We start from the raw sequence: 20,565 nt of genomic DNA on the forward strand, positions 1-20,565 counted from the left end.
GAGCCCCTCGACTCCTACGGGGTGCGGCCCGAGCAGTTCGGCCGCATCGGCGAGGCACTGGACGCCGGGTTCGACGGCCACATCGACGGCGATGCCCTGCACGAGGGCAGCACGGCGACCGAACTGGCGCGGCTGGTCGACGCGGGCCGACACACCGCCCAGGACGACCGCCCCCTGGGCGCGCCGCCCTCACTGGCCGATGTGGCGCGCACCTTGCAGCTCGGACGCGCGGAACTGGCCGCGCGAGCGGCGCTCGTCGTACGGGACCTGGACGAACTCGCCACCGCCCTGCGCGCACTGGCCGAGGGCGCCGAGCTGCCCGACAACTGCTGGCTGGGCGAGGGCGACGGGCAGTCCGACGTCGCGCGGCTGTTCGCCGACGACGAGCTGCGTGAGGCCGTGGGCAAGTGGCTCGCACGCGGCAAGCTGACCCGTGCCGCCGAGCTGTGGGTGCGGGGCGGACCCGTGGACTGGGCCGTACTGCACCGGGGCGGCACGCCGACGAGGATCCCCCTGCCCGGTTACCCCTTCGCCGAGACCCGCCACTGCATTCCCATGACCCCGGTGGCTCCCGCTTCCCGTCCCGCTCCTGCGCCCACGCCCGCTCCCGCGTCCGTGGCTGCTCCGGTGCCCGCCGGGCGGACGGAGCGGCGTCCCGAGCGGCTGGCGGAGGCGGTGGAGCAGCGGATCGCCCTGATGGCCACGGAGTTGCTGGGCGGCACGGAGGGCGACGGCGAGATCGACCCGGGCGAGCAGCTCGACCGCTACGGCATCGACTCCGTCACCCGCACCCGCCTGAACCAACTCCTGAGCGAGGCGTTCCCGGCCGCGTCCCGCACCCTGTTCTTCGAGTTCGCCAAGGTCGAGGGCGTGGCCGGGCACCTCGTCGAGCGGTTCCCTGATGCCTGCAGGGCGTTCCTGGGGTGGAGCGGCGAGCCGGCGCCCGCGGAAGCGGCGGGCGGGAGCGGGCCCGTATCGGCTTTTGGGTCGGGCCAAGCCGCAGCGCCCGCGTCGGTCGAGCGCGATGAGGTCACCGCCGCCCCTGCCCCCGCTTCGGCGGACGTTGTCGCCGACACCCCCGCCGATACCGAGACCGCGACGGCCGTCGATCTCGGCCTCGACGACTTCGACGGTGCCATCGCCGTGATCGGCATGAGCGGCACCTTCCCCGACGCCCCCGACCACGACAGCTTCTGGCAGCTGCTCATGGAGGGCAGGAGCGCCGTCACCGAGATACCCGGGCGCCGCTGGGACTGGCGCGAGCACTACGACCCGCGGCCCGAGGGCGCCGACGTGGTGCGCAAGAGCCACTCCAAGTGGGGCGCCTTCCTCGACGGGTTCGACGCGTTCGACCCCGCTCTGTTCGGCTTCACCGAGCAGGAGGCCCGCAACACCGACCCGCAGGTGCGCCTCTTCCTCCAGGAGTGCTGGAAGGCCCTGGAGGACGCGGGCCACGCCCCGTCGAAGCTCCCCGCCGACGTCCGTGGCCGCATCGGCGTCTTCGCGGGCGGTGCCAAGCACGGCTTCACGCAGCTCGGCGCCGAGGGGCGCCTGGAGATGCCCCGCACGTCGTTCGGCGACATGGTCAACAGGGTGTCGTTCCAGTTCGACCTCGGCGGCCCGAGCAAGGCCGTGGACACCGCCTGCTCCTCGGCCCACGTCGCCCTGCACGAGGCGATCGAGAGCCTCCGCTCCGGCCGCTGCGACCTGGCACTCGCCGGGGCGGTGAACCTCTACCTGCACCCGTCCACGTACGTCGAACTGGCCACGGTGGGGCTGCTGTCCGACCGGGACGACTGCGCGTCCTTCGGCGCCCAGGCCGCCGGGATCGTCCCCGGCGAGGGCGTCGGCGTGGTGCTGCTCAAGCCGCTCCGGCACGCGCTGCGCGACGGCGACCCGGTGCACGCGGTCATCCGCGGCAGCGCCGTCAACCACAACGGTCGCACCATCGGTTTCACCAGCCCCAGTTCCCAGCGGCAGGCCGAGGTGATCCGTGCGGCGCTGCGCGACGCCCGAGTGGACCCGCGCACCGTCGCCTACGTGGAGGCCACGGCGAACGGCTCCGAGATCGGCGACGCCGTCGAGATGACGTCCCTCACCCAGGTCTTCGAGGACCGGCAGGACGCGCGCGGGCCGTACCGCATCGGCTCGCTGAAGCCCAACATCGGCCACGGCGAGGCGTCCGCCGGCATGGCGCAGCTCTTCAAGGTCGTCCTCGCCCTGCGACACCGCACGCTGCCGCCGACCCGGCTGCCCGACGAGTACAACCCGGCCATCGACATCGACCGGCTCCCCTTCGAACTGTCCGGCACCCCCGTGCCCTGGGAGCAGGTCACGGTCGACGGCGTCCCCGTACCGCGCCGTGCCGGGATCACCGGCCTCGGCGGGGGCGGCACCAACGCGCACGTCGTCCTGGAAGAGGCGCCCGAGCCGGCCCACCGCCCCCGGCCCGCCGGGCGCGGTCCCGTCCTCTTCGTCCTCTCTGCGCACACGCGCGAACGCCTCGACGCCTACGCCGACCTCTGGCTCGACTTCCTCGGGCAGCGGCCCGCGGCCGCCCTGGCCGACATCGCGTACACCCTCCAGGTCGGCCGCACGGACCTGACCCACCGTCTCGCCGTCATCGCCTCCGGCGCCGAGGAACTGCGCGGGCACCTGACCCGGTGGCGTCGGGGCCGCCCCGGTGATGCGGTGTTCTCGGCCACGGCCGCCCGAGTGGACGCGTCCGGGCTCGACACCGCCCTGCGCGAACGCGACCTCGCCCGGGTGGCGGACCTGTGGGTGCGCGGCGCGGTCGTGGACTGGACCGCACTGCACGCGGACGCAGGCGTGGACACGGACGGCGACGCGGCCGGAAACGGGCGTGGCAAGCCCGTACGGGTGCCGGGGCTGCCGACGTATCCGTTCGAACGCAGGATCTGCTGGGTCGACGCGCCCGCCCCCGCCGCCCAGGAGCACACCCCCGTCCCCGCCGCCACCGAACACCCCTTCGTTACCTCCCGCGTCCAACTGGCCGACGGCAGCACCGTGTTCAGCGGCGAGGTGTCGCTCACCACACACCCGTGGATCGCGGACCACGCCGTCTCCGGCACGGTGCTCTTCCCCGGCACCGGCTTCGTCGAGATGGCGCTGCACGCCGGCCGGACGCTGGGCTGCGGACGCCTTGAGGAACTCACCCTCGAGGCCCCGCTCACCCTCACGGAACAGGAACCGGGCGGTGTCCGGCTTCAGCTCGTGGTGGGGGCGCCCGACGCCACGGGCAGCCGGCACCTGGAGGTGCACTCGCGGCCTCTCGCCGATGACGGGGCGGCACAGCAGCGGCCACGGACACGGCACGCCGCCGGACTGCTCGCTTCGGACGACACCGACGCCGGAGCCTCGGACGACACCGAGGCCGGATTCGCGAGGGAGGCGTGGCCGCCGGCCGGCGCCGAGCCGATACCGGTGGACGACTACTACCAGGTGATGGCCGACGCCGGGTACGCCTACGGTCCCGCGTTCCGCGGGCTGCGCGCGGTCTGGCGGCGCGGCGACGAGGTCTTCGCCGAAGCCACGCTCGACGACGCCCCCGACGCGGCCCGCTACGGCCTGCACCCCGCGCTGCTCGACTCCGCCCTGCACGCCATGGGCTTCGGCGGCTTCGTCCGGGACGGCGGCGGACTGCTGCCCTTCTCCTGGACCGGCATGCGGTTGTTCGCGGGCGGCACGGCCTCGGTGCGGGTGCGGCTCACCGGCGCCGGTACCGACGCGGTCTCGGCCGCGGTCGCCGACACCGCGGGCAGGCCGCTCGCCGTACTGGACTCGCTGGTGCTGCGCCCGTTCACCGGTACCTCTCCCCAGCCCGAGCTCGTACGAGCGGCCGCCCTGCCCGACGAACTGCTCCGCCTGGAGTGGACGCTGCTCACGCCGGCCGACGCCGCCGAGGGCACCTTGGCCGTGGCGGGACCGGACGACCTCGGCCTCCGCGAGGCCCTGCGGGACGCGGGCGTCGACGTGGCGGACGAGGCGGAGGACTCGCTGCTCACCCTGGGCGCCGGACCGACGGCCGACCTCGCGGCCGGGATGACGGCCGCCACCGCGCGCGCCCTCGACCTCGTGCGGACCTGGCTGAACGACGAGAGCCGGACCACGGGGCGCCTCGTCGTCGCGACCCGGCGTGCCGTCTCCACCCACGTCGGCGAGGACGTCGAGGACCTGGCGCACGCCGCGGTGTGGGGCCTGCTGCGGGCCGCCCAGGCGGAGAACCCCGAGCGGCTGCTCCTGGTCGACGTGGACGATGATCGGACGTCCGCCGCCGCGCTGCCCGCCGCGGTCGCGTCGGCTCTCGCCGCCGGTGAGTCCCAGCTCGCCCTGCGCGCGGGCCGGGCCCTGGTGCCCCGCCTCGCCCCGCTGGGCTCGGACGGCACGCTCGTACCGCCGGGTGACGGCACCGCATGGCGCCTGGACACGAGCGGCGCCGGCACGCTGGAGAACCTCGCCCTGCTGCCCTGGCCCGCCGCCGACGCCCCGCTCGGCCCCGGCCAGGTGCGGATCGAGGTGCGCGCGGCCGGCCTCAACTTCCGTGACGTGCTCGGCGCGCTCGGCATGTACCCCGGCGAGCTGACGCTCGGCGCGGAGGGCGCCGGAACCGTCCTCGACGTGGGCGCCGACGTACGTCACCTCGCCGTCGGCGACCGCGTGATGGGCCTCTTCCCCAGCGGCCTCGGCCCGGTCTGCGTGGCCGACGCGCACACGGTCGTGACGATGCCCGACGGCTGGTCCTACGAACAGGCCGCGGCCGTCCCCGTCGCGTTCGCCACCGCCTACTACGGCCTGGTCGACATGGGGGGCCTCAGCTCCGGCGAGTCGGTCCTCGTGCACGCCGCCGCAGGCGGCGTCGGCATGGCCGCCGTGCAGCTCGCCCGCCACTTGGGCGCGGAGGTCTTCGCCACCGCGAGCGAGGGCAAGTGGGACGCCGTACGCGCCCTCGGCGTACCCGAGGACCACCTCGCCTCCTCGCGCGACCTCGGCTTCGAGGAACACTTCCGCGCCGTCACCGGGGGGCGGGGCGTGGACGTCGTACTCGACTCGCTCGCCCGCGAGTTCGTCGACGCCTCACTGCGGCTGCTGCCGCGCGGCGGGCGGTTCGTGGAGATGGGCAAGACCGACATCCGGGACGCGGCGCAGGTCGCGACCGAGCACTTCGCCGTGCGCTACCGGGCGTTCGACATCGTCGACGCCGGGCCGCGCCGCATCGGGGAGATCCTCGCCGAGATCGTCGGCCTCTTCGAGCGGGGCGTCCTGACCCACCTGCCCCGGCGCGCCTGGGATCTGCGGCGGGCGCCCGAGGCCTTCCGGTTCATGAGCCAGGCCCGGCACGTCGGCAAGATCGTGCTGACCGTGCCGCGCCGCCCGGACCCCGCCCGCACCGTCCTGATCACCGGCGGTACGGGCACCCTGGGCGGCATGCTCGCCCGGCATCTGGTGACCGAGCGCGGCGCCCGGCACCTGCTGCTGCTCGGCCGGCGCGGCCCCGACGCGCCCGGAGCGGCCGAACTGGCCGCCGAACTCCGGGCGGCGGGCGCGGAGGTGTCCGTCGTGGCCTGCGACGTCGCCGACCGGCAGCGGCTCGCGGAGGTGCTCGCCGCCATCCCCGCCGAGCATCCGCTCGGCACCGTCGTGCACACCGCGGGGGACCTCGACGACGGGGTCTTCGACGCGCTGACTCCCCAGCGGCTCACCCGGGTGCTGCGGCCCAAGGCCGAGGGCGCCCTGCACCTCCACGAGCTGACCCGGGGGAGCGACCTCGCCGAGTTCGTGATGTTCTCCGGCGCGGCCGGCGTCCTCGGCAACCCCGGGCAGTCCAACTACGCGGCCGCCAGCTCGTTCCTGGACGCCCTCGCCCAGCACCGCAGGGCGCAGGGGCTGCCGGGCACCTCACTGGCCTGGGGGTACTGGGAGCAGGCCACGGGCCTCACGAAGCACCTGAGCGAGGGCGACACGGGCAGGATGGCCCGCGGCGGGCTGCTGCCCCTGCCCTCCGCGGATGGTCTCGCCCTCTTCGACCTGGCCCGGGGCGCGGACGAACCCCTCCAGGTCCCCATGCGCCTCGACCTCGCGGCGCTGCGCGCGCAGGCGGAGTCGGGGGAGGGCCATCCGCTTCACCGCGCCCTGCTGCGGGACGCGCCGCGGACGGCCGCGGTCACCGCCGACTCCTCCCGGCCGGACAGGGGCATCGACGGGCTCGCCGGTCTCTCCCCGGACGACCAGCTCACGCTGCTCCTCCAGCTGGTGTGCGAGATGGTGGGCTCGGTCCTGGTGACCGACCCGGCCACCATCGGCCCCGACACCGGCTTCGTCGAACTGGGCCTGGACTCCCTGACCGCGGTGGAACTGCGCAACCGCCTCAACCGCGTGACGGGCCTGCGCCTCCCCGTGACCCTCGTCTTCGACCACCCGGCCCCGGGGCCCCTGGCCGCGTACCTGCGCCGCCGTCTGACGAGCGGGGGCAAGGGCGGCAACCGGCCCAAGGCGGCGGGTGAGGCTGCGACCGGAGCGACGGCCGGGGCCGTGGCCGGGGTGACGGCCGAGGCTGTGGCCGGGGTGACGACCGAAGCGACGGCCCAGGCACAGCTGGTGGCCGAGCCGGCACCCACCTCGGCACCAACACCCGCATCGGCACCCGGCCCCGCCTTCGCACCCGTGCCACTATCGGCCGAGCCTGCGGCGACAACCCCAGCCCTCGAACCGGAGCCTGCGGCGACGACCCCGGCCCCGGACTCCGCCCAGGCCCCGGCCCCGGGCTCCGTTCAGGCCCCGGACTCTGCCCAGGCCCCGGCCTCGGACTCCGCCCCGGGGTCCCCCCAGGCCCCGGCCCCTGACTCCACCCCCGCCCAGCCCCCCGCCGCCGGGCCGGACCCTGCGGCGACGCCCCCCACCCCCGTTCGGGCCCCCGTCCCTGGGCCCACCCCGACCCCCCTCACCGACCACCCCCTCCTCGCCTCCGCCGGTCTGGAAGACCTCGGCGCCGTGCTCGACTTCGGTTGCCGGGACGTCGCCTCGCTCGTCGGGCTCGCCGTCGCGCATCCCGCGCTCATCGTGCACGGCGTGACCTGCGACAAGGAACTCGCCGACCGGGCCCGGCGGGACCTCGGCCGGCGCGGTCTCGACGGCCGGGTCGAGCTGTTCCACCGGAGCGGGCCGCTGGACCCGTTCCCCGGCCAGTACGACCTGGCGTACGGCATCGACGCCGGCTACCGGGTGCAGGACAAGCAGGCGCTCCTCGCCCGGATCGACGCGGCCGTCGTGGACGGCGGCCGGCTCCTCCTGGCCGACTACCTGTGCACGCTCAGCGGCGACCTCGTCGACCCCGGCGCCGGGATCAGTGTCCCCACCGCCGCCACCTGGGCCGAGGTCTTCGCGCACAACCGCTTCGTGGTCGAGGAGACGCACCCCGGTGACTCCGCGGCGAAGACTCCCGACCCCGACCTGGCGGAGCCGCTGCGGCGCGGCTGGATCGCACGCCGCCTCTTCCACCTGCGCAAGGCGGCCTCCGGCAGCACGGAGGACCGCCTGCGGACCAACCGGGCACACCTGGCCGAGACCACCGCGCCGCCGCGCGCCCCGCGGAGCTGAAGGAGATACGAAGTCAATGTCGCCCCACGTCAAGCAGGCGCTGTCGGAACTCGCGGCCCGTGTCCTCGATGTGACCCCCCAGCGCGTCTCCGGTACGCCGTTCGATCAGCTGGGCCTGGACCTCGCCGCGGCCGTGGCACTCACCGAGGAGATCAACTCCCGGTTCGGTACCACGCTCCCGACCAGCGCGGTGAGCGAAGCCGGTGACCTCGACGGGCTCGCCGCACGCGTGTCGGAGCGGCTCGCCCCCGCCACCCCGCCGGAGGCCGTGGCGGTGATCGGCATGCACTGCCGCACCGCGGGCGCGAACAACCCCGACGAACTCTGGCAGGTGATCGCCTCGGGCGAGGACCGCACCACCGAGGTCGATGACCCCGTGGCGCTCGCCCTGCTTGAGGAGCACTTCCCGGACGTCGCCGCCCCGCGCTACGGACGGATGGCCGACAGCGACCGCTTCGACCCGGCGTTCTTCCGCATCGCCCCGCGCGAGGCCGCCGCGATGGACGCCGCCCAGCGCGTGCTGCTCGAATCCTGCTACCACGCGCTGGAGGACGCCGCCCAGGACGCCTCCGCGCTGCGCGGCCGCGCGGTCGCCACCATCGTCGGCAGCACCGGCCTCGCGCCCCAATCGGAGTACTCCGCGCACGCCCTGATGGGCGCCGACACCAGCATCATGGCGGCCCGCCTCGCCTACCAGCTCGACCTCAGCGGCCCCGCGATGACGGTCGACACCGCCTGCTCGTCCTCGCTCGTCGCCGTCGACATCGCCCGCAGGCTGCTCCTCGACGGCGAATCCGACCTCGCGCTCGCCGCGGGCGTGTACGTCGCCAACCACCCCGGGACCTTCGTCACCATGGAGGCCCTCGGCACCGTCTCGCCGGGCCGGGCCTGCCGCCCCTTCGACGCCGACGCGGACGGCATGCTCGTCGGTGAGGGCGTCGGCACACTCGTCCTCAAGCGCCTCTCCGACGCGGTGCGCGACAACGACCGGATCCTCGGCGTCATCCGGGGCAGCGCCACCAACCAGGACGGCCGCACCTCCGGCATCACCTCGCCCAGCTCCGCCGCCCAGAGCGCGCTGTTGCGCGACGTCTACCGCCGCAGCGGCGTCGACATGGCCCGCCTGCGCTACGTGGAGGCGCACGGCACCGGCACCAGCCTCGGCGACCCGATCGAGGTGCACGGCCTCACCGAGGCGTTCGCGGAGTTCACCGACCGCAGGCGATTCTGCGCCGTCGGCTCGGTGAAGGCCAACATCGGGCACACCATGGGCGCCGCCGGTGTCCTCGGCGCCATCAAGGTGCTGCTGTGCATGCGGCACGGCAAACTGCCCCCCGTGGCGAACTTCCGCACCGAGAACAAGCACGCCGACTTCGACGAGAGCCCCGTCTACGTCAGCCGCGAACTGGCCGACTGGGACCGCGAGGCCGATCAGCCCCGCGTCGCCGGCGTCAGCTCCTTCGGGTACAGCGGCACCAACGCGCACATCGTCATCGAGGAACACGTGGACACCCGCCCCGCGGCCCTGCCCACCCCCGAGCGCCGGATGGTCGTACCGCTCTCCGCCAAGAGCGGGGACCAGCTCCGCGAGAAGGCCGCCGCACTCGCCGCCCACCTGCGCGCGGCCGAGCCGGATCGGCTCGCGCTCCGGGACGTGGCGTACACCCTGCAAGTGGGCCGCGAGGCGTTCGCCGAGCGCGTGGCCGTCACCGCCACGTCGACGGACGAACTGCTCGCCCGCCTGGACGCGTTCGCCGACGGCGCCGCCGCGGTGCCCGGCACCTACAGCGGCCGGGCCGCCGAACGCCGCCCCGCCACCCGCCCCGCCGGCCGCGACGTCGACGAGTACGCGGCGGCCTGGGTCACCGGAGCCCCGGTGGACTGGCCCCGCCTGCACACCGGCACCGCACCGCGCCGCGTCGCCCTGCCGGGACACCCCTTCGCGCGCGAGGTCTTCCCGCACGCCTGGGCCGACGGCACCGCCCCGGGCCCGGCGGACCGGGGCGCCGCCCGTCCGGCGTCGGCGGCGAACGCCGTGCCCTCCGTCCTCGCCGACCTCGACGCCGCCGCGGCCGAGCACCTGCGGTCCGACCCGGCCGCCGGGGACCTGCAAGCCGCGCTGCGCTCCGACGTGATGGTGCGCGAACTGACCGGCGTCTGCCGCAGGATGCTCTTCGCCTCGCTGCGCCGCCTAGATGTCTTCGCGGCGGCGGGCGAGCGGTACACCGAGGCGGAACTGGTGAGCCGGCTCGGCGTCGTGGACGAGCACGCGGCGCTCTTCCACGGACTGCTCGGCGTCCTCACCGAAGGCGGCTACCTGCGCGCCGAGGGCGAGCACCTGCTCACCACCGACCTCGTCGCCGAACCCGGCCGGCTCACCTGGGACGAGAGCGAACTGGCCCGCCTCAAGGGCGAAGTGACCGCCGAGTACGCCGAGATGGACGGCTACTTCCACCTCCTGACGCTCTGCCTCGAAGAGATGCCCGACGTCCTCACCGGCCGCAAGAAGGCGCACGAGGTGCTCTTCCCCGGCGGCTCCTTCGACGCCGTGGAAGCCGTCTACCACAGCGACGGGGACACCAACGGCCTGGTGGCCGGGCTCGTCGCCCGCTACGTCCGGGCGCGGCGCGAACGCGACCCCGGGGCCGCCCTCTCCGTCCTGGAGATCGGTGCCGGCACCGGCGGCACCACCGCCAAGGTGCTGCCCGCGCTCGACGCCTCCGACGGGCGGCTCAGCTACGTCTACACCGACATCTCGCGCGGCTTCACCCAGTACGGGCGCAACCAGTACGGCAAGGACCACCCCTACGTCACCTTCGCGCCGCTGGACATCGAGTCGGCGCCCGTGGAGCAGGGCTTCGAAGCGGGCAGCCAGGACCTCGTCCTCGCCTGCAACGTGCTGCACGCCACCCGCCGCGTCGACGACACCCTGGCCCACGCCCGGCAGCTCCTGCGCCCCGGCGGCGTGCTCATCCTCCTGGAGACCACGCGGGCGCAGGACTTCTTCACCCTCACCTTCGGGCTGATGGGCGGCTGGTGGGCCTACGAGGACGACTGCCGCATCCCGGGCTCCCCGCTGCTCAGCGTCTCCCTGTGGCGCCAGGCCCTGGAGCGCGGCGGCTTCCGCGCGGTCCGCGCCCTGACGCCGGCCCCCGTGCGCGAGGACCAGGCGTACCAGGCCGTCGTCCTCGCGGAACTGGAGGGCGCGCGGGAGGCGGGCGAGCCCGGGCGGGCACTGCCCGACGCCCCGGCCCCGAGCGCCGCGCGCCCCGTGGCGCAACCGCCCGCCGCGGCCGCCGAAGCCGGCGCGGCCGTCGCGGCGGGAGCGGCGGCGGATGAGCCGTCCGGCGGCCCGCTCCAGGAGCTGGTGGCCGACGCGTGGCGCGACGTGCTCGGTGTCACCTCGGTACGCCCCGAGGACGACTTCCAGGAAGTGGGCGGCGACTCGATCCTGGCGACCCAGATCATCTCCCGCCTCAAGAGCGGCTTCCCCATCGAACTCGACCTCGGTGAGCTGTTCCAGGCCCGCACCTTGGCCGACATGGTCCAGATGCTGGAGGCCGAGCTGATCGAGCGCATCGACGAGCTGCCCGAGGAGAGTGTGACCACCCTGCTCGCGTGAACCGGACCGTAAGCCCGCCGCTCGCGTGAAACGGCGAGAGCCAGGACACCGCCGAGACCACCAAGGAGTTCCCCCGCAATGTCCCGCGAAGATCTCGCCACCTCGCGCAAGGCGCGGCTGTCCCCGCAGAAGCGGGCCCTGCTGGAGAAGCTCAGCGGCGCGGCCCGCACGTCGGGGACCACCCGCATCCCGCGCCGCCCCGCCGACGACCGCCCGCCGCTCTCCTACGCCCAGCGCCGCCTGTGGTTCCTGGACCAGATGGTGCCCGACAGCCCCGCGTACAACGTCCCGATGAGCTTCCGCGTCCGCGGGCCGCTGCGCCGCGAGATCCTGGAGCGGGCCGCCGAGGAGGTGGTGCGCCGGCACGAGTCGCTGCGCACCCGGCTGCCCAGCGAGAACGGCGAGCCGTGGCAGGAGATCGTGGACGACGTCGAGGTCCCCGTCGAACTCGTCGACCTCACCGACGACCCGGCGCGGCTCGACGCGCTGGTCTTCGAGGCGGGCCGCCGGCCCTTCGACCTGGCCACGGGCCCCCTCCTGCGCGTCACCCTCTACCGGCTCGCCCCCGAGCTGCACGTGGTCCTGCTCAACGCCCACCACGTGGTCGTCGACGGCTGGTCGCTCGGCCTGTTCTGGCAGGAACTCTTCACGCTGTACGAGGCGTTCGCCGCGGGCCGGCCCTCCCCGCTGCCCGAACTGGCCGTGCAGTACGCGGACTTCGCCGTCTGGCAGCGCGAGTACCTCTCCGGCGACCGCCTGGAGAACCAGCTCGCGTACTGGCGGCGCCAACTGGGCGAGGGCACGGAGAACCTGGAGCTGCCCCTGGACCGGCCCCGGCCGCCCGTCCAGACCTTTTCGAGGGCGGCGACCTCAGGGACGTCTACCCGGCCGCCCTGCGCGACGAACTGCAGGCCCTGTGCCGGCGCGAGGGCGTCAGCCTGTTCGTCGTGCTGCTCGGCGCGCTGAACGTCCTGCTGCACCGCTACACGGGCCAGAGCGGCATCCCCGTCGGCTCACCGGTGACCAACCGCACCCACGTCGACATCGAGCCGCTGATCGGCATGTTCGTGAACACCCTCGTCTACCGCACGGACATGGCGGGGGACCCCGACTTCCGCGAGGTGCTGCGGCGGGTCCAGGAAGTCGTCAACGGCGCCCAGCAGCACCAGGAAGTGCCCTTCGAGGTCCTGGTCGACGCCCTGCGGCCCGAGCGGTACCTGTCGCAGAACCCACTGTTCCAGGTCTGCTTCAACTTCCTGCCCGCCCGGGAGCTGAAGCCGGGCGACGAGCTGGTCATCGAGGCCATCGAGGGCGTACGGATCGCCACCTCCAAGTTCGACCTGTGGATCAGCGTCGTCGACTGCGCCGACGAGCTCCTGGTGGAGGTGGAGTACAACCGCGACGTCTTCGAACCGGCCACCGTGCGCCGCCTCATGGACGCCTTCCGCGTCGTGGTTCAGGCCGCGGCGGCCCGGCCCGACGTCGCCGTCTCCCGGCTGCCCGTGCTGCCCGACGCCGACCGCCGCAGGATCGTCGAGGAGTGGAACGACACCGCGAAGGTCTTCGACGGCGCCGAGCGCTGCCTGCACGACCTGATCGCCGACCAGGCGGCCCGCACCCCGGACGCCCCCGCGGTCGTCTTCGGCGGCCAAGAGGTGACGTACGCGGAGCTGGACCGCCGCGCCAACCGCCTCGCCCAATGGCTGCGCGGCCGCGGCGCGGGCCCCGAACTCACCGTGGCCGTCTGCGCCGAGCGCTCCGTCGAGCTGGTCGTCGCGCTGCTCGGCGTGCTCAAGTCGGGCGCCGCGTACGTCCCGGTCGACCCCGACCACCCCGCCCGGCGACGCGCCTTCATGCTCGACGACGCCGCCCCCATGCTCGTGCTCACCCAGGAGCACCTGCGTGCCGGGCTGCCGCCCACCGAGGCGGAGGTGTGCGCCCTCGACGCCGACTGGGCCCGGATCGCCGAGGGGCCGGAAGGACCGGTCGCGCACGGGGCGGGCCCCGACACGCTCGCCTACATGATCTACACCTCGGGGTCCACCGGCGAGCCCAAGGGCGTCCTCAACACCCACCGCGGCATCGTCAACCGGCTGCTGTGGATGCAGGACCGCTACCGCCTGGACGCCACCGACCGGGTGCTGCAGAAGACACCGTTCAGCTTCGACGTCTCGGTGTGGGAGTTCTTCTGGCCGCTGCTGGCCGGCGCCACCCTCGTCGTCGCCGGCCCCGACGAGCACAAGGACCCCGCCAGGCTCGCCGAGGTGACCGGCGCCGAGCGGATCACCACCGCCCACTTCGTGCCCTCGATGCTCCAGGTCTTCCTCGGCCAGGAGGAGGGCGCCGACGGCCTCGCCGGACGCTGCGCGGACCTGCGCCGCGTGGTGTGCAGCGGCGAGGCGCTGCCGTTCGCCCTCCAGGAGCGGTTCTTCGCCAAGCTGCCGGGGACCGAGCTGCACAACCTCTACGGACCCACCGAGGCGGCCGTCGACGTCACCGCCTGGCAGTGCGTGCCCGGCGACGAGCGCGGCGTCGTGCCCATCGGCCGCCCCATCGCCAACACCCGCGTCCTCGTCCTGGACGAACGGCTCAACCCCGTACCGGTCGGCGTCGTCGGCGAAGTGCACATCGGGGGCGTCCAGGTGGCCCGCGGCTACCACAACCGGCCCGAGCTGACCGAGGAGCGCTTCGTCCCCGACCCGTTCGGCGCGCCCGGCGAGCGGCTGTACAAGACCGGCGACCTGGCCAGGCTGCTGCCCGACGGGGCGATCGAGTACCGCGGCCGCGCCGACTTCCAGGTGAAGGTGCGCGGCATCCGGATCGAACCCGGCGAGGTCGAGGCCGCCCTGACCCGGCACCCCGGCGTCCTGGACGCGGCCGTCGTCACCCGCGAGGACCCGCGCGAGGCGGGGCACAAGCAGCTCGTCGCCTACGTCGTGCCCGACACCGCGTCCGCCGCGCAGGCCCCCGGCGACGACGAGGACCCGATGGCCGAGCGCGTCGCCGAGTGGGCGGAGGTCTTCGACCAGGCCTACGCGCGGGGCACGGGAGCGCGCGAGGCGGACTTCAACATCGCCAGCTGGAACAGCAGCTACACCGGTGAGCCGCTGCCCGCCGAGGAGATGCGGGAGTGGGTCGACGGCACCGTCGAACGCATCCTCGCCCTGCGCCCCCGACGGGTCCTGGAGATCGGCTGCGGCACCGGCCTGCTGCTCTCCCGCATCGCCCCGCACTGCGAGAGCTACCACGGCACCGACATCTCCTCGGCCGCCCTGGACTTCGTGCGCACCCGGCTGCTCGCCGAGCGCCCCGACCTCGCGGGCGTCACCCTCTCGCACCGCGCCGCCGACGAGAGCGCGGGGCTCGACGAGGAGCCGTACGACGTGGTGATCCTCAACTCCGTCGCGCAGTACTTCCCCGACGGCGCCTACCTGCGCAAGGTCCTCGGCCAGGCCCTGGACAGCCTCACCGGGGACGGCGCCGTCTTCGTGGGCGACCTGCGCAACCTCGCCCTGCTCGACACCTTCCACACCGACGTCGAGCTGAGCCGCGCCACGGCGAAGCTCCCCGTCGGCCGCCTCCGCGGACGCATCGCCCGCCGGACCCGCCAGGAGCAGGAACTCCTCGTCCACCCCGCCTTCTTCACCGCCCTGCGCGAGGACAGGCCCGCCATCGGCGGTGTCGACCTACAGCTCCGCCGGGGCCGCCACGACAACGAACTGACCCGCTACCGCTACGACGCCGTCCTGCGCGTCACGGCACGGGACCACGCCCCCGACACGGACGTCCGCACACTCGACTGGGCCGACGCCGCCGGCCTCGACGAGGTACGCCGACGCCTCGAACAGGAGCGGCCCGACGCGCTCGTCGTACGCGGCGTGCCCAACGCCCGCCTCGCCGCCGTCAACGCCCGGCAAGCCCTGCTGCGCGACAAGGACGCCGAGGAGATCGTCGGCGAACTCGTCCGCGACACCCCGACCGGCACCGCGGACCACGTGGACCCCGAGGAGTGGTGGCGCCTCGGCGCCGACACCGGCCTCGCCGTCACGGTCTCCTGGATGCCCGACGCCACCGACGGCAGCTACGCGGTCCTGCTCAGTCGCACCGGCACCCACCACCTGGACCTGCCCGACCCCCGGCGGGCCGGTCCCCTGACGAACGACCCCGCCTTCGACCGCGCGGGCGCCGAACTGGTCCGCGACCTGCGCCGCTTCCTCAAGGACAGCGTCCCGGACTACATGGTGCCCGCCGCGTTCCTGCCGCTGCGCACCCTGCCGGTCGGCGTCAACGGCAAACTCGACCGCGACGCGCTGCCGCCGGTGCCGGAACAGGGCGACACCGACGGCGCCGCCGCCGAGCCCACCACCCCCACCGAACACGTCCTCGCCGAGCTGTGGGCGGATGTGCTCGGCGTGGACGACGTGGGCGTGCACACCAACTTCTTCGAGCTGGGCGGCGACTCCATCCACACCATCCACGTCGTCGCCAAGGCCAGGCAGCGCGGCCTGGAGTTCGCCCCGCAGCTCGTCTTCCGGCACGGCACGATCGCCGCCCTGGCCGCCGCCCTCGACGAACGGGCCACCGCCGACACCACCGCCCCCGAGCATCGGGTCGCCCCCGGGCAGGACGCCGACGCGGCGCTGCGCGAGCTGTCCGAGGCACCCGGAGTGGTCGACGTCTACCCACTCTCACCCTTCCAGCAGTGGGCGCTCGGCGAGTGGCGCGAGCGCCCCGAGCCCGGCCTCTTCCTGGTGCACCGCATGCAGCTGCTCCAGGTCTCCGCGTTCAGCGGGGACATCTTCGTCGACTGCTTCCGCCGGCTCATCTCCGAGCACCCGCTGCTGCGCACCACCTTCGCCTGGGACGGCCTCGCCGAGCCGGTGCAGGTGGTGCACGAGGACGCCGCCCCGGAAACGACCTTCGCCGACTGGCGCGGCCTCGCCGGCCCCGAGCAGGACGCCCGCCTGGAGACCTACCTCGCCGCCGACCGGGACCGCGGCGTCGACCTCGGCACCGCCTCCGCACTGCGCTACCTGGTCGCCCTGCTCGACGCGGAGACCGCGCTCGTCGTGGTGAGCCTGAACTACTTCTGCCTGGACGGCTGGAGCTTCGAGATCGTCACCGACCGGCTCCAGGAACTGCTCGACGCGGCGGCCACCGGCCGCACCCCGGCGCCCGCCCCCGCACGCCTGCCGTTCAAGGAGTTCGTCGAAGGCGTACGCGCTCTGCCCGCGCGGCCCGCCGAGGAGTACTGGCGGCGCGCCCTCGCCGGCCTGACCCGCCCGACCGCCCTGTCCGAAGGCGTCCGCGCCCTGCTGCCCGCACAGCCGGCCGAGAAGGGCTGCGCCCGCCAGATCATCACCCTCGACCGGGACACCACCCTCGGCCTGCGCCGCCTCTCCCAGCGCGTCCACCTCCCGCTCAACGCCCTGTTCCAGGGCGCCTGGGCACTGGTCAACGCCGCGTACACCGCCTCCGACGACGTCACGCACGGCGTGCTTCTCGCGGGGCGCTCCTCACCGGTCGCCGACCCCGACGCGCTCTCCACCATGGTGGGCCCCGCCTTCAACATCCTGCCGCTGCGCACCCGCCTCCACCGCGAGTGCGACGCGGGGTCCTTCCTCAAGGACGTCCTCGGCGCCCTCGTGGAGATGGGCGGCCACGAGACGACGCCCCTGGACACCGTCCTCGGCTGGAGCGACCTGCCGCCCGGCACGCTGCCCTGCGAGAGCTACATCGTGTTCCAGAACGTCGGCGTGGACACCATGGAGCGCTCGGGCACCGCGTTCTTCGTCTCCAAGATGGGCTTCCCGCTGCGTCTCGACGTCTTCCCCACCAACGTCGTCACCGTGCACCTGTCCTACCACCGCGACGAGGTCACCGACGCCGCCGCCACCCGGCTCCTGCTCGGCCTGCAGAACGTGCTCGAAGCCATGCTCGACGGCCTCGCGCGGCCCGTGAGGGAACTCGCCGACGCCGCCCTTGGCGAGCGCGCCGCGCCGCCCGGCCTCGGCGTCTTCCACGAGGGCGAGTTCCGCGTCGCCGAGATACGCGAACAGCAGGGTGGTGAACGCGCTTGAACCGCCCCGTCGTCTTCCAGTTCTCCGGACAGGGCTCGCAGTACAGCGGGATGGGAGCGGCTCTGTACGAGACGGAACCGGTGTTCCGCCGCGTCATGGATCGCCTCGACGCGGTGGCGGCCGATGAGCTGGGCGAGTCCGTGCTCGCGGCCCTGTACGCGCCGGGCCGGGGCCGCGCCGAACCGTTCGACGACATCGCCTTCACCCACCCGGCGATCGTCATGGTCGAACTCGCCGCCGCCGAGACCCTCATCGCGGACGGCATCGAGCCCGACCTGCTGCTCGGCGCAAGCCTCGGCGAGTTCACCGCGTCCGTCCTCGCGGGCGTCCTGGACGCCGAGGAGTGCCTGCGGCTGCTCGTCCGCCAGGCCGCCGCGCTGCGCGCCGCGCCGGGCGGCGGCATGCTCGCCGTACTGGACGACGTGGCACTGCACGCACGCGTGCCGCTGCTGCGGGAGCGCACCGAGGTCGCCGCCCGCAACTACCCGGGGCACTTCGTCCTCTCCGGCGCGCACGAGGACCTGGTGGCCGCCGAGGAGGAACTGCGGGCCCGCAAGGTGGTGTGCCACCGCGTCCCCGTCCCGTACGCCTTCCACTCGCGCCGGATGGACCCCGGTGAGCCGCTGTTCCGCTCCGTCATGGCGGAGGCCGAGCTGAAGGCACCGCGGCTGCCCGTCGTCTCCTGCGCCACCGGCGGCGAGGTGGACCGCGTCACGGTGGACCACCTGTGGCGGGCGACCCGGCTGCCCATCGAGTACGCGGGAACGCTGGCCGCGCTGGAGCGGCGCGGACCCTTCCAGTACGTGGACCTCGGCCCCTCGGGCACCCTGCACAACTTCGCCCGGAACGGCCTGCCCGCGACCTCGCGCTCCCGGTCGCTGCCGCTGCTGAGCCCGCTGGGCGACGACATCCGCTCCCTCGCCGCCGTGCGCGCCGCCGTACCGGCCACCCGGCGCCGGGCCCAGTCCGCACTCCCCGCACTCCCCGTATCCAAGGACGGCGTCATGAAGGTGTACGGATTCCCGGGCCAGGGCAGTCAGGCCAAGGGCATGGGCAAGGACCTTTTCGACGAGTTCCCCGAGCAGACCGCGCTCGCTGACTCGGTGCTCGGCTACTCGATCCGCGAACTGTGCGTCGAGGACCCCCGCCGCGAGCTGAAGCTCACCCGGTTCACCCAGCCCGCCCTCTACGTCGTCAGCGCCCTCGCCTGGCTGTGCGAGCAGCGCCAGAACCCGGCGCCGCCCGACTACTTCGTCGGGCACAGCCTCGGCGAGTACGCGGCGCTGTTCGCCGCCGGAACCTTCGACTTCGAGACCGGGCTCCGCCTGGTCGCCCGCCGCGGCGAACTGATGAGCCGCGCCGACGGCGGACGCATGGCGGCCGTCCTCAAGTGCGACCTCGAAACCGTCGAGCGGGCCCTGACCGAGCACGGCCTGACCGCTCTGGACATCGCCAACCACAACGCCCCCGGCCAGTTCGTGCTGGCCGGGCCCACCGAGCAGATCACCGCGGCCAAACCGGTGTTCGAGCGACTCGGCGCGCACTACGTCCAGCTCAACGTCAGCGCCCCCTTCCACTCCCGCTACCTGCGGGAGACGGCCGAGGAGTTCGGCCGCTTCCTCGCGGGCTTCACCCTGCGCGATCCCGCCGTGCCCGTCGTCGCCAACGTGGACGCCCGGCCCTACCGCCCCGGCGAGGTGGCGCGGCAGCTCGCCCGCCAGATCGCCTCGCCCGTGCTCTGGACCGACACGATCCGCTACCTCATGGGCAAGGGCGACTTCACGTTCGTGGAACTGGGTCCGGGGCGGGTCCTCGACAAACTCGTCACGAAGATCAGGGCGGAGGCGGAGCCTCTGGTGCTGGAGGCGGAGCCCGCAGTGGCGGAGGCGGGGCCTGTGACCGTGGGGCCCGAGCCCGCCGTGGCGGGGGCGGAGCCCCCGGTCATGGCGGGCGAGCCGGTGGCGGCCCGGGACGGCGGCGACCCCGCGGCCCTCGGCGCCGCCGCGTTCCGGGAGCGCTACGGCCTGCGCTACGCCTACCTCGCGGGAGCCATGTACGGCGGCGTGTCCGGCGCCGAGCTCCTGGTGCGGCTCGGGAAGGCGGGCGGCATGGGCTTCTTCGGCACCGCCGGGCTCCCCCTCGACGAGGTCGGGAAGGGCCTGGACGCGGTGCGCGCCGGGCTCGGCGCCGATGGGCCCTACGGCGCCAACCTGCTGCACCAGCACACCGACCCCGACCGGGAGTCGGCCCTGGTCGACCTCTTCCTGCGCGAGGGCGTGCGCACCGTCGAGGCCTCCGGATTCCTGCGGATCACCCCGGCCCTGGTCAGGTACCGCCTCAGCGGCGGGCGGGTGCTCGCCAAGGTGTCGAGCACCGACATGGCCGCCGCCTTCCTCGCGCCCGCCCCACCCGCGCTCGTCCGCGAACTGGTCGACTCGGGCCAGGTCCGTGAGGACGACGCCGCGCGGTACGCGGGCCTGCCGCTGGCCGACGACCTGTGCGTGGAGACCGGCTCCGGCTGGTACGACGCCGTCGGGAGCCTGACCACGCTGCTGCCCGCAGTGCTCCGGCTGCGCGACGCCGCGGCCGGACCGGGGCCGCGGGTGCACGTCGGCGCCGCCGGCGGCATCGGCAGCCCGGAGGCGGCCGCCGCCGCGTTCCTCCTCGGCGCGGACTTCGTGCTCACCGGGTCCATCAACCAGTGCACGCCCGAGGCGGACACCAGCACGGCGGTCAAGGACCTGCTCCAGTCGCTGGACGTCCACGACGTGGCCCTCGCGCCCGCCGCCGAGATGTTCGAACTCGGCGTACGCGCCCAGGTCGTCAAGCGCGGGGTGTTCCTGCCGGCGCGCGCCACGAAACTCCACGACCTGTGGCGCCGCCACGACTCGCTCGACGCCATCGACGCGCCGACCCGCCGGCAGATCGAGGAGAAGTTCCTGCGCGGCCCGCTCGCGTCCGCCGCCCAGGCCGGCGACCCCAAGCGTCGGATGGCCGACGCCTTCAGGAGCTACCTCGACCGCGGCTTCGAGCTGGCGCGCCGCGGTGAACCCGGCAGGACCGTCGACTACCTGATCTACTGCGGGCCCGCGATGGGCGCGTTCAACTCCTGGGCGCGCGGCACCGTCCTGGAGTCCTGGCAGTCGCGGCACGTGGATGCGATCGCCGAGCAGCTGATGACCGAGACGGCGGCACTGCTGCGCCGGCGCGCGGCCGCGTTCGCCGCGCTCTGAGCCGAACGGGCCACCC

5 protein-coding genes (1 of these 5 running past the window's edge) are annotated in these 20,565 nt (G+C 74.2%); all 5 read left to right on the forward strand.

Annotated elements, in window-relative coordinates; all coding sequences use genetic code 11:
* On the forward strand, positions 1 to 7,614 hold the 3' portion of the coding sequence (locus tag J2N69_RS35925) for an SDR family NAD(P)-dependent oxidoreductase (protein ID WP_230904473.1). 1,632 nt of this gene lie to the left of the window's left edge; the window shows 7,614 of its 9,246 coding nt (coding positions 1,633-9,246); the start codon falls outside the window, past its left edge; it ends in the stop codon at positions 7,612 to 7,614.
* Positions 7,615 to 7,630: 16 nt separating this feature from the next.
* Positions 7,631 to 11,236: a beta-ketoacyl synthase N-terminal-like domain-containing protein gene (locus J2N69_RS35930; RefSeq protein ID WP_230904474.1), complete on the forward strand. Its 3,606-nt coding sequence runs from the start codon at positions 7,631 to 7,633 to the stop codon at positions 11,234 to 11,236.
* A 78-nt stretch (positions 11,237 to 11,314) separates the two neighbouring features.
* Positions 11,315 to 12,202 carry a condensation domain-containing protein gene (locus J2N69_RS36480; RefSeq protein WP_269075661.1) on the forward strand — a complete coding sequence of 296 codons (888 nt, stop codon included), beginning with the start codon at positions 11,315 to 11,317 and terminating at the stop codon, positions 12,200 to 12,202.
* Positions 12,151 to 17,316 (forward strand): non-ribosomal peptide synthetase, encoded by a 5,166-nt coding sequence (locus J2N69_RS36485; RefSeq protein WP_443049331.1) that lies wholly within the window; start codon positions 12,151 to 12,153, stop codon positions 17,314 to 17,316. The genes J2N69_RS36480 and J2N69_RS36485 overlap by 52 nt, the downstream gene beginning before the upstream one ends.
* Positions 17,313 to 20,549 carry an ACP S-malonyltransferase gene (fabD, locus tag J2N69_RS35945; protein WP_230904475.1) on the forward strand — a complete coding sequence of 1,079 codons (3,237 nt, stop codon included), beginning with the start codon at positions 17,313 to 17,315 and terminating at the stop codon, positions 20,547 to 20,549. Before J2N69_RS36485 ends, fabD begins: the two co-directional genes overlap by 4 nt.
* The last annotated feature ends 16 nt before the right edge of the window (positions 20,550 to 20,565 follow it).

The sequence above is a fragment of the Streptomyces huasconensis genome (assembly GCF_021028635.1).
GTDB classification, from domain to species: domain Bacteria; phylum Actinomycetota; class Actinomycetes; order Streptomycetales; family Streptomycetaceae; genus Streptomyces; species Streptomyces huasconensis.

Coding starts and splice junctions, on each gene's coding strand:
- J2N69_RS35930 (WP_230904474.1), top strand. CDS start 7,631: ATGTCGCCCCACGTCAAGCAGGCGCTGTCGGAACTCGCGGCCCGTGTC.
- J2N69_RS36480 (WP_269075661.1), top strand. CDS start 11,315: ATGTCCCGCGAAGATCTCGCCACCTCGCGCAAGGCGCGGCTGTCCCCG.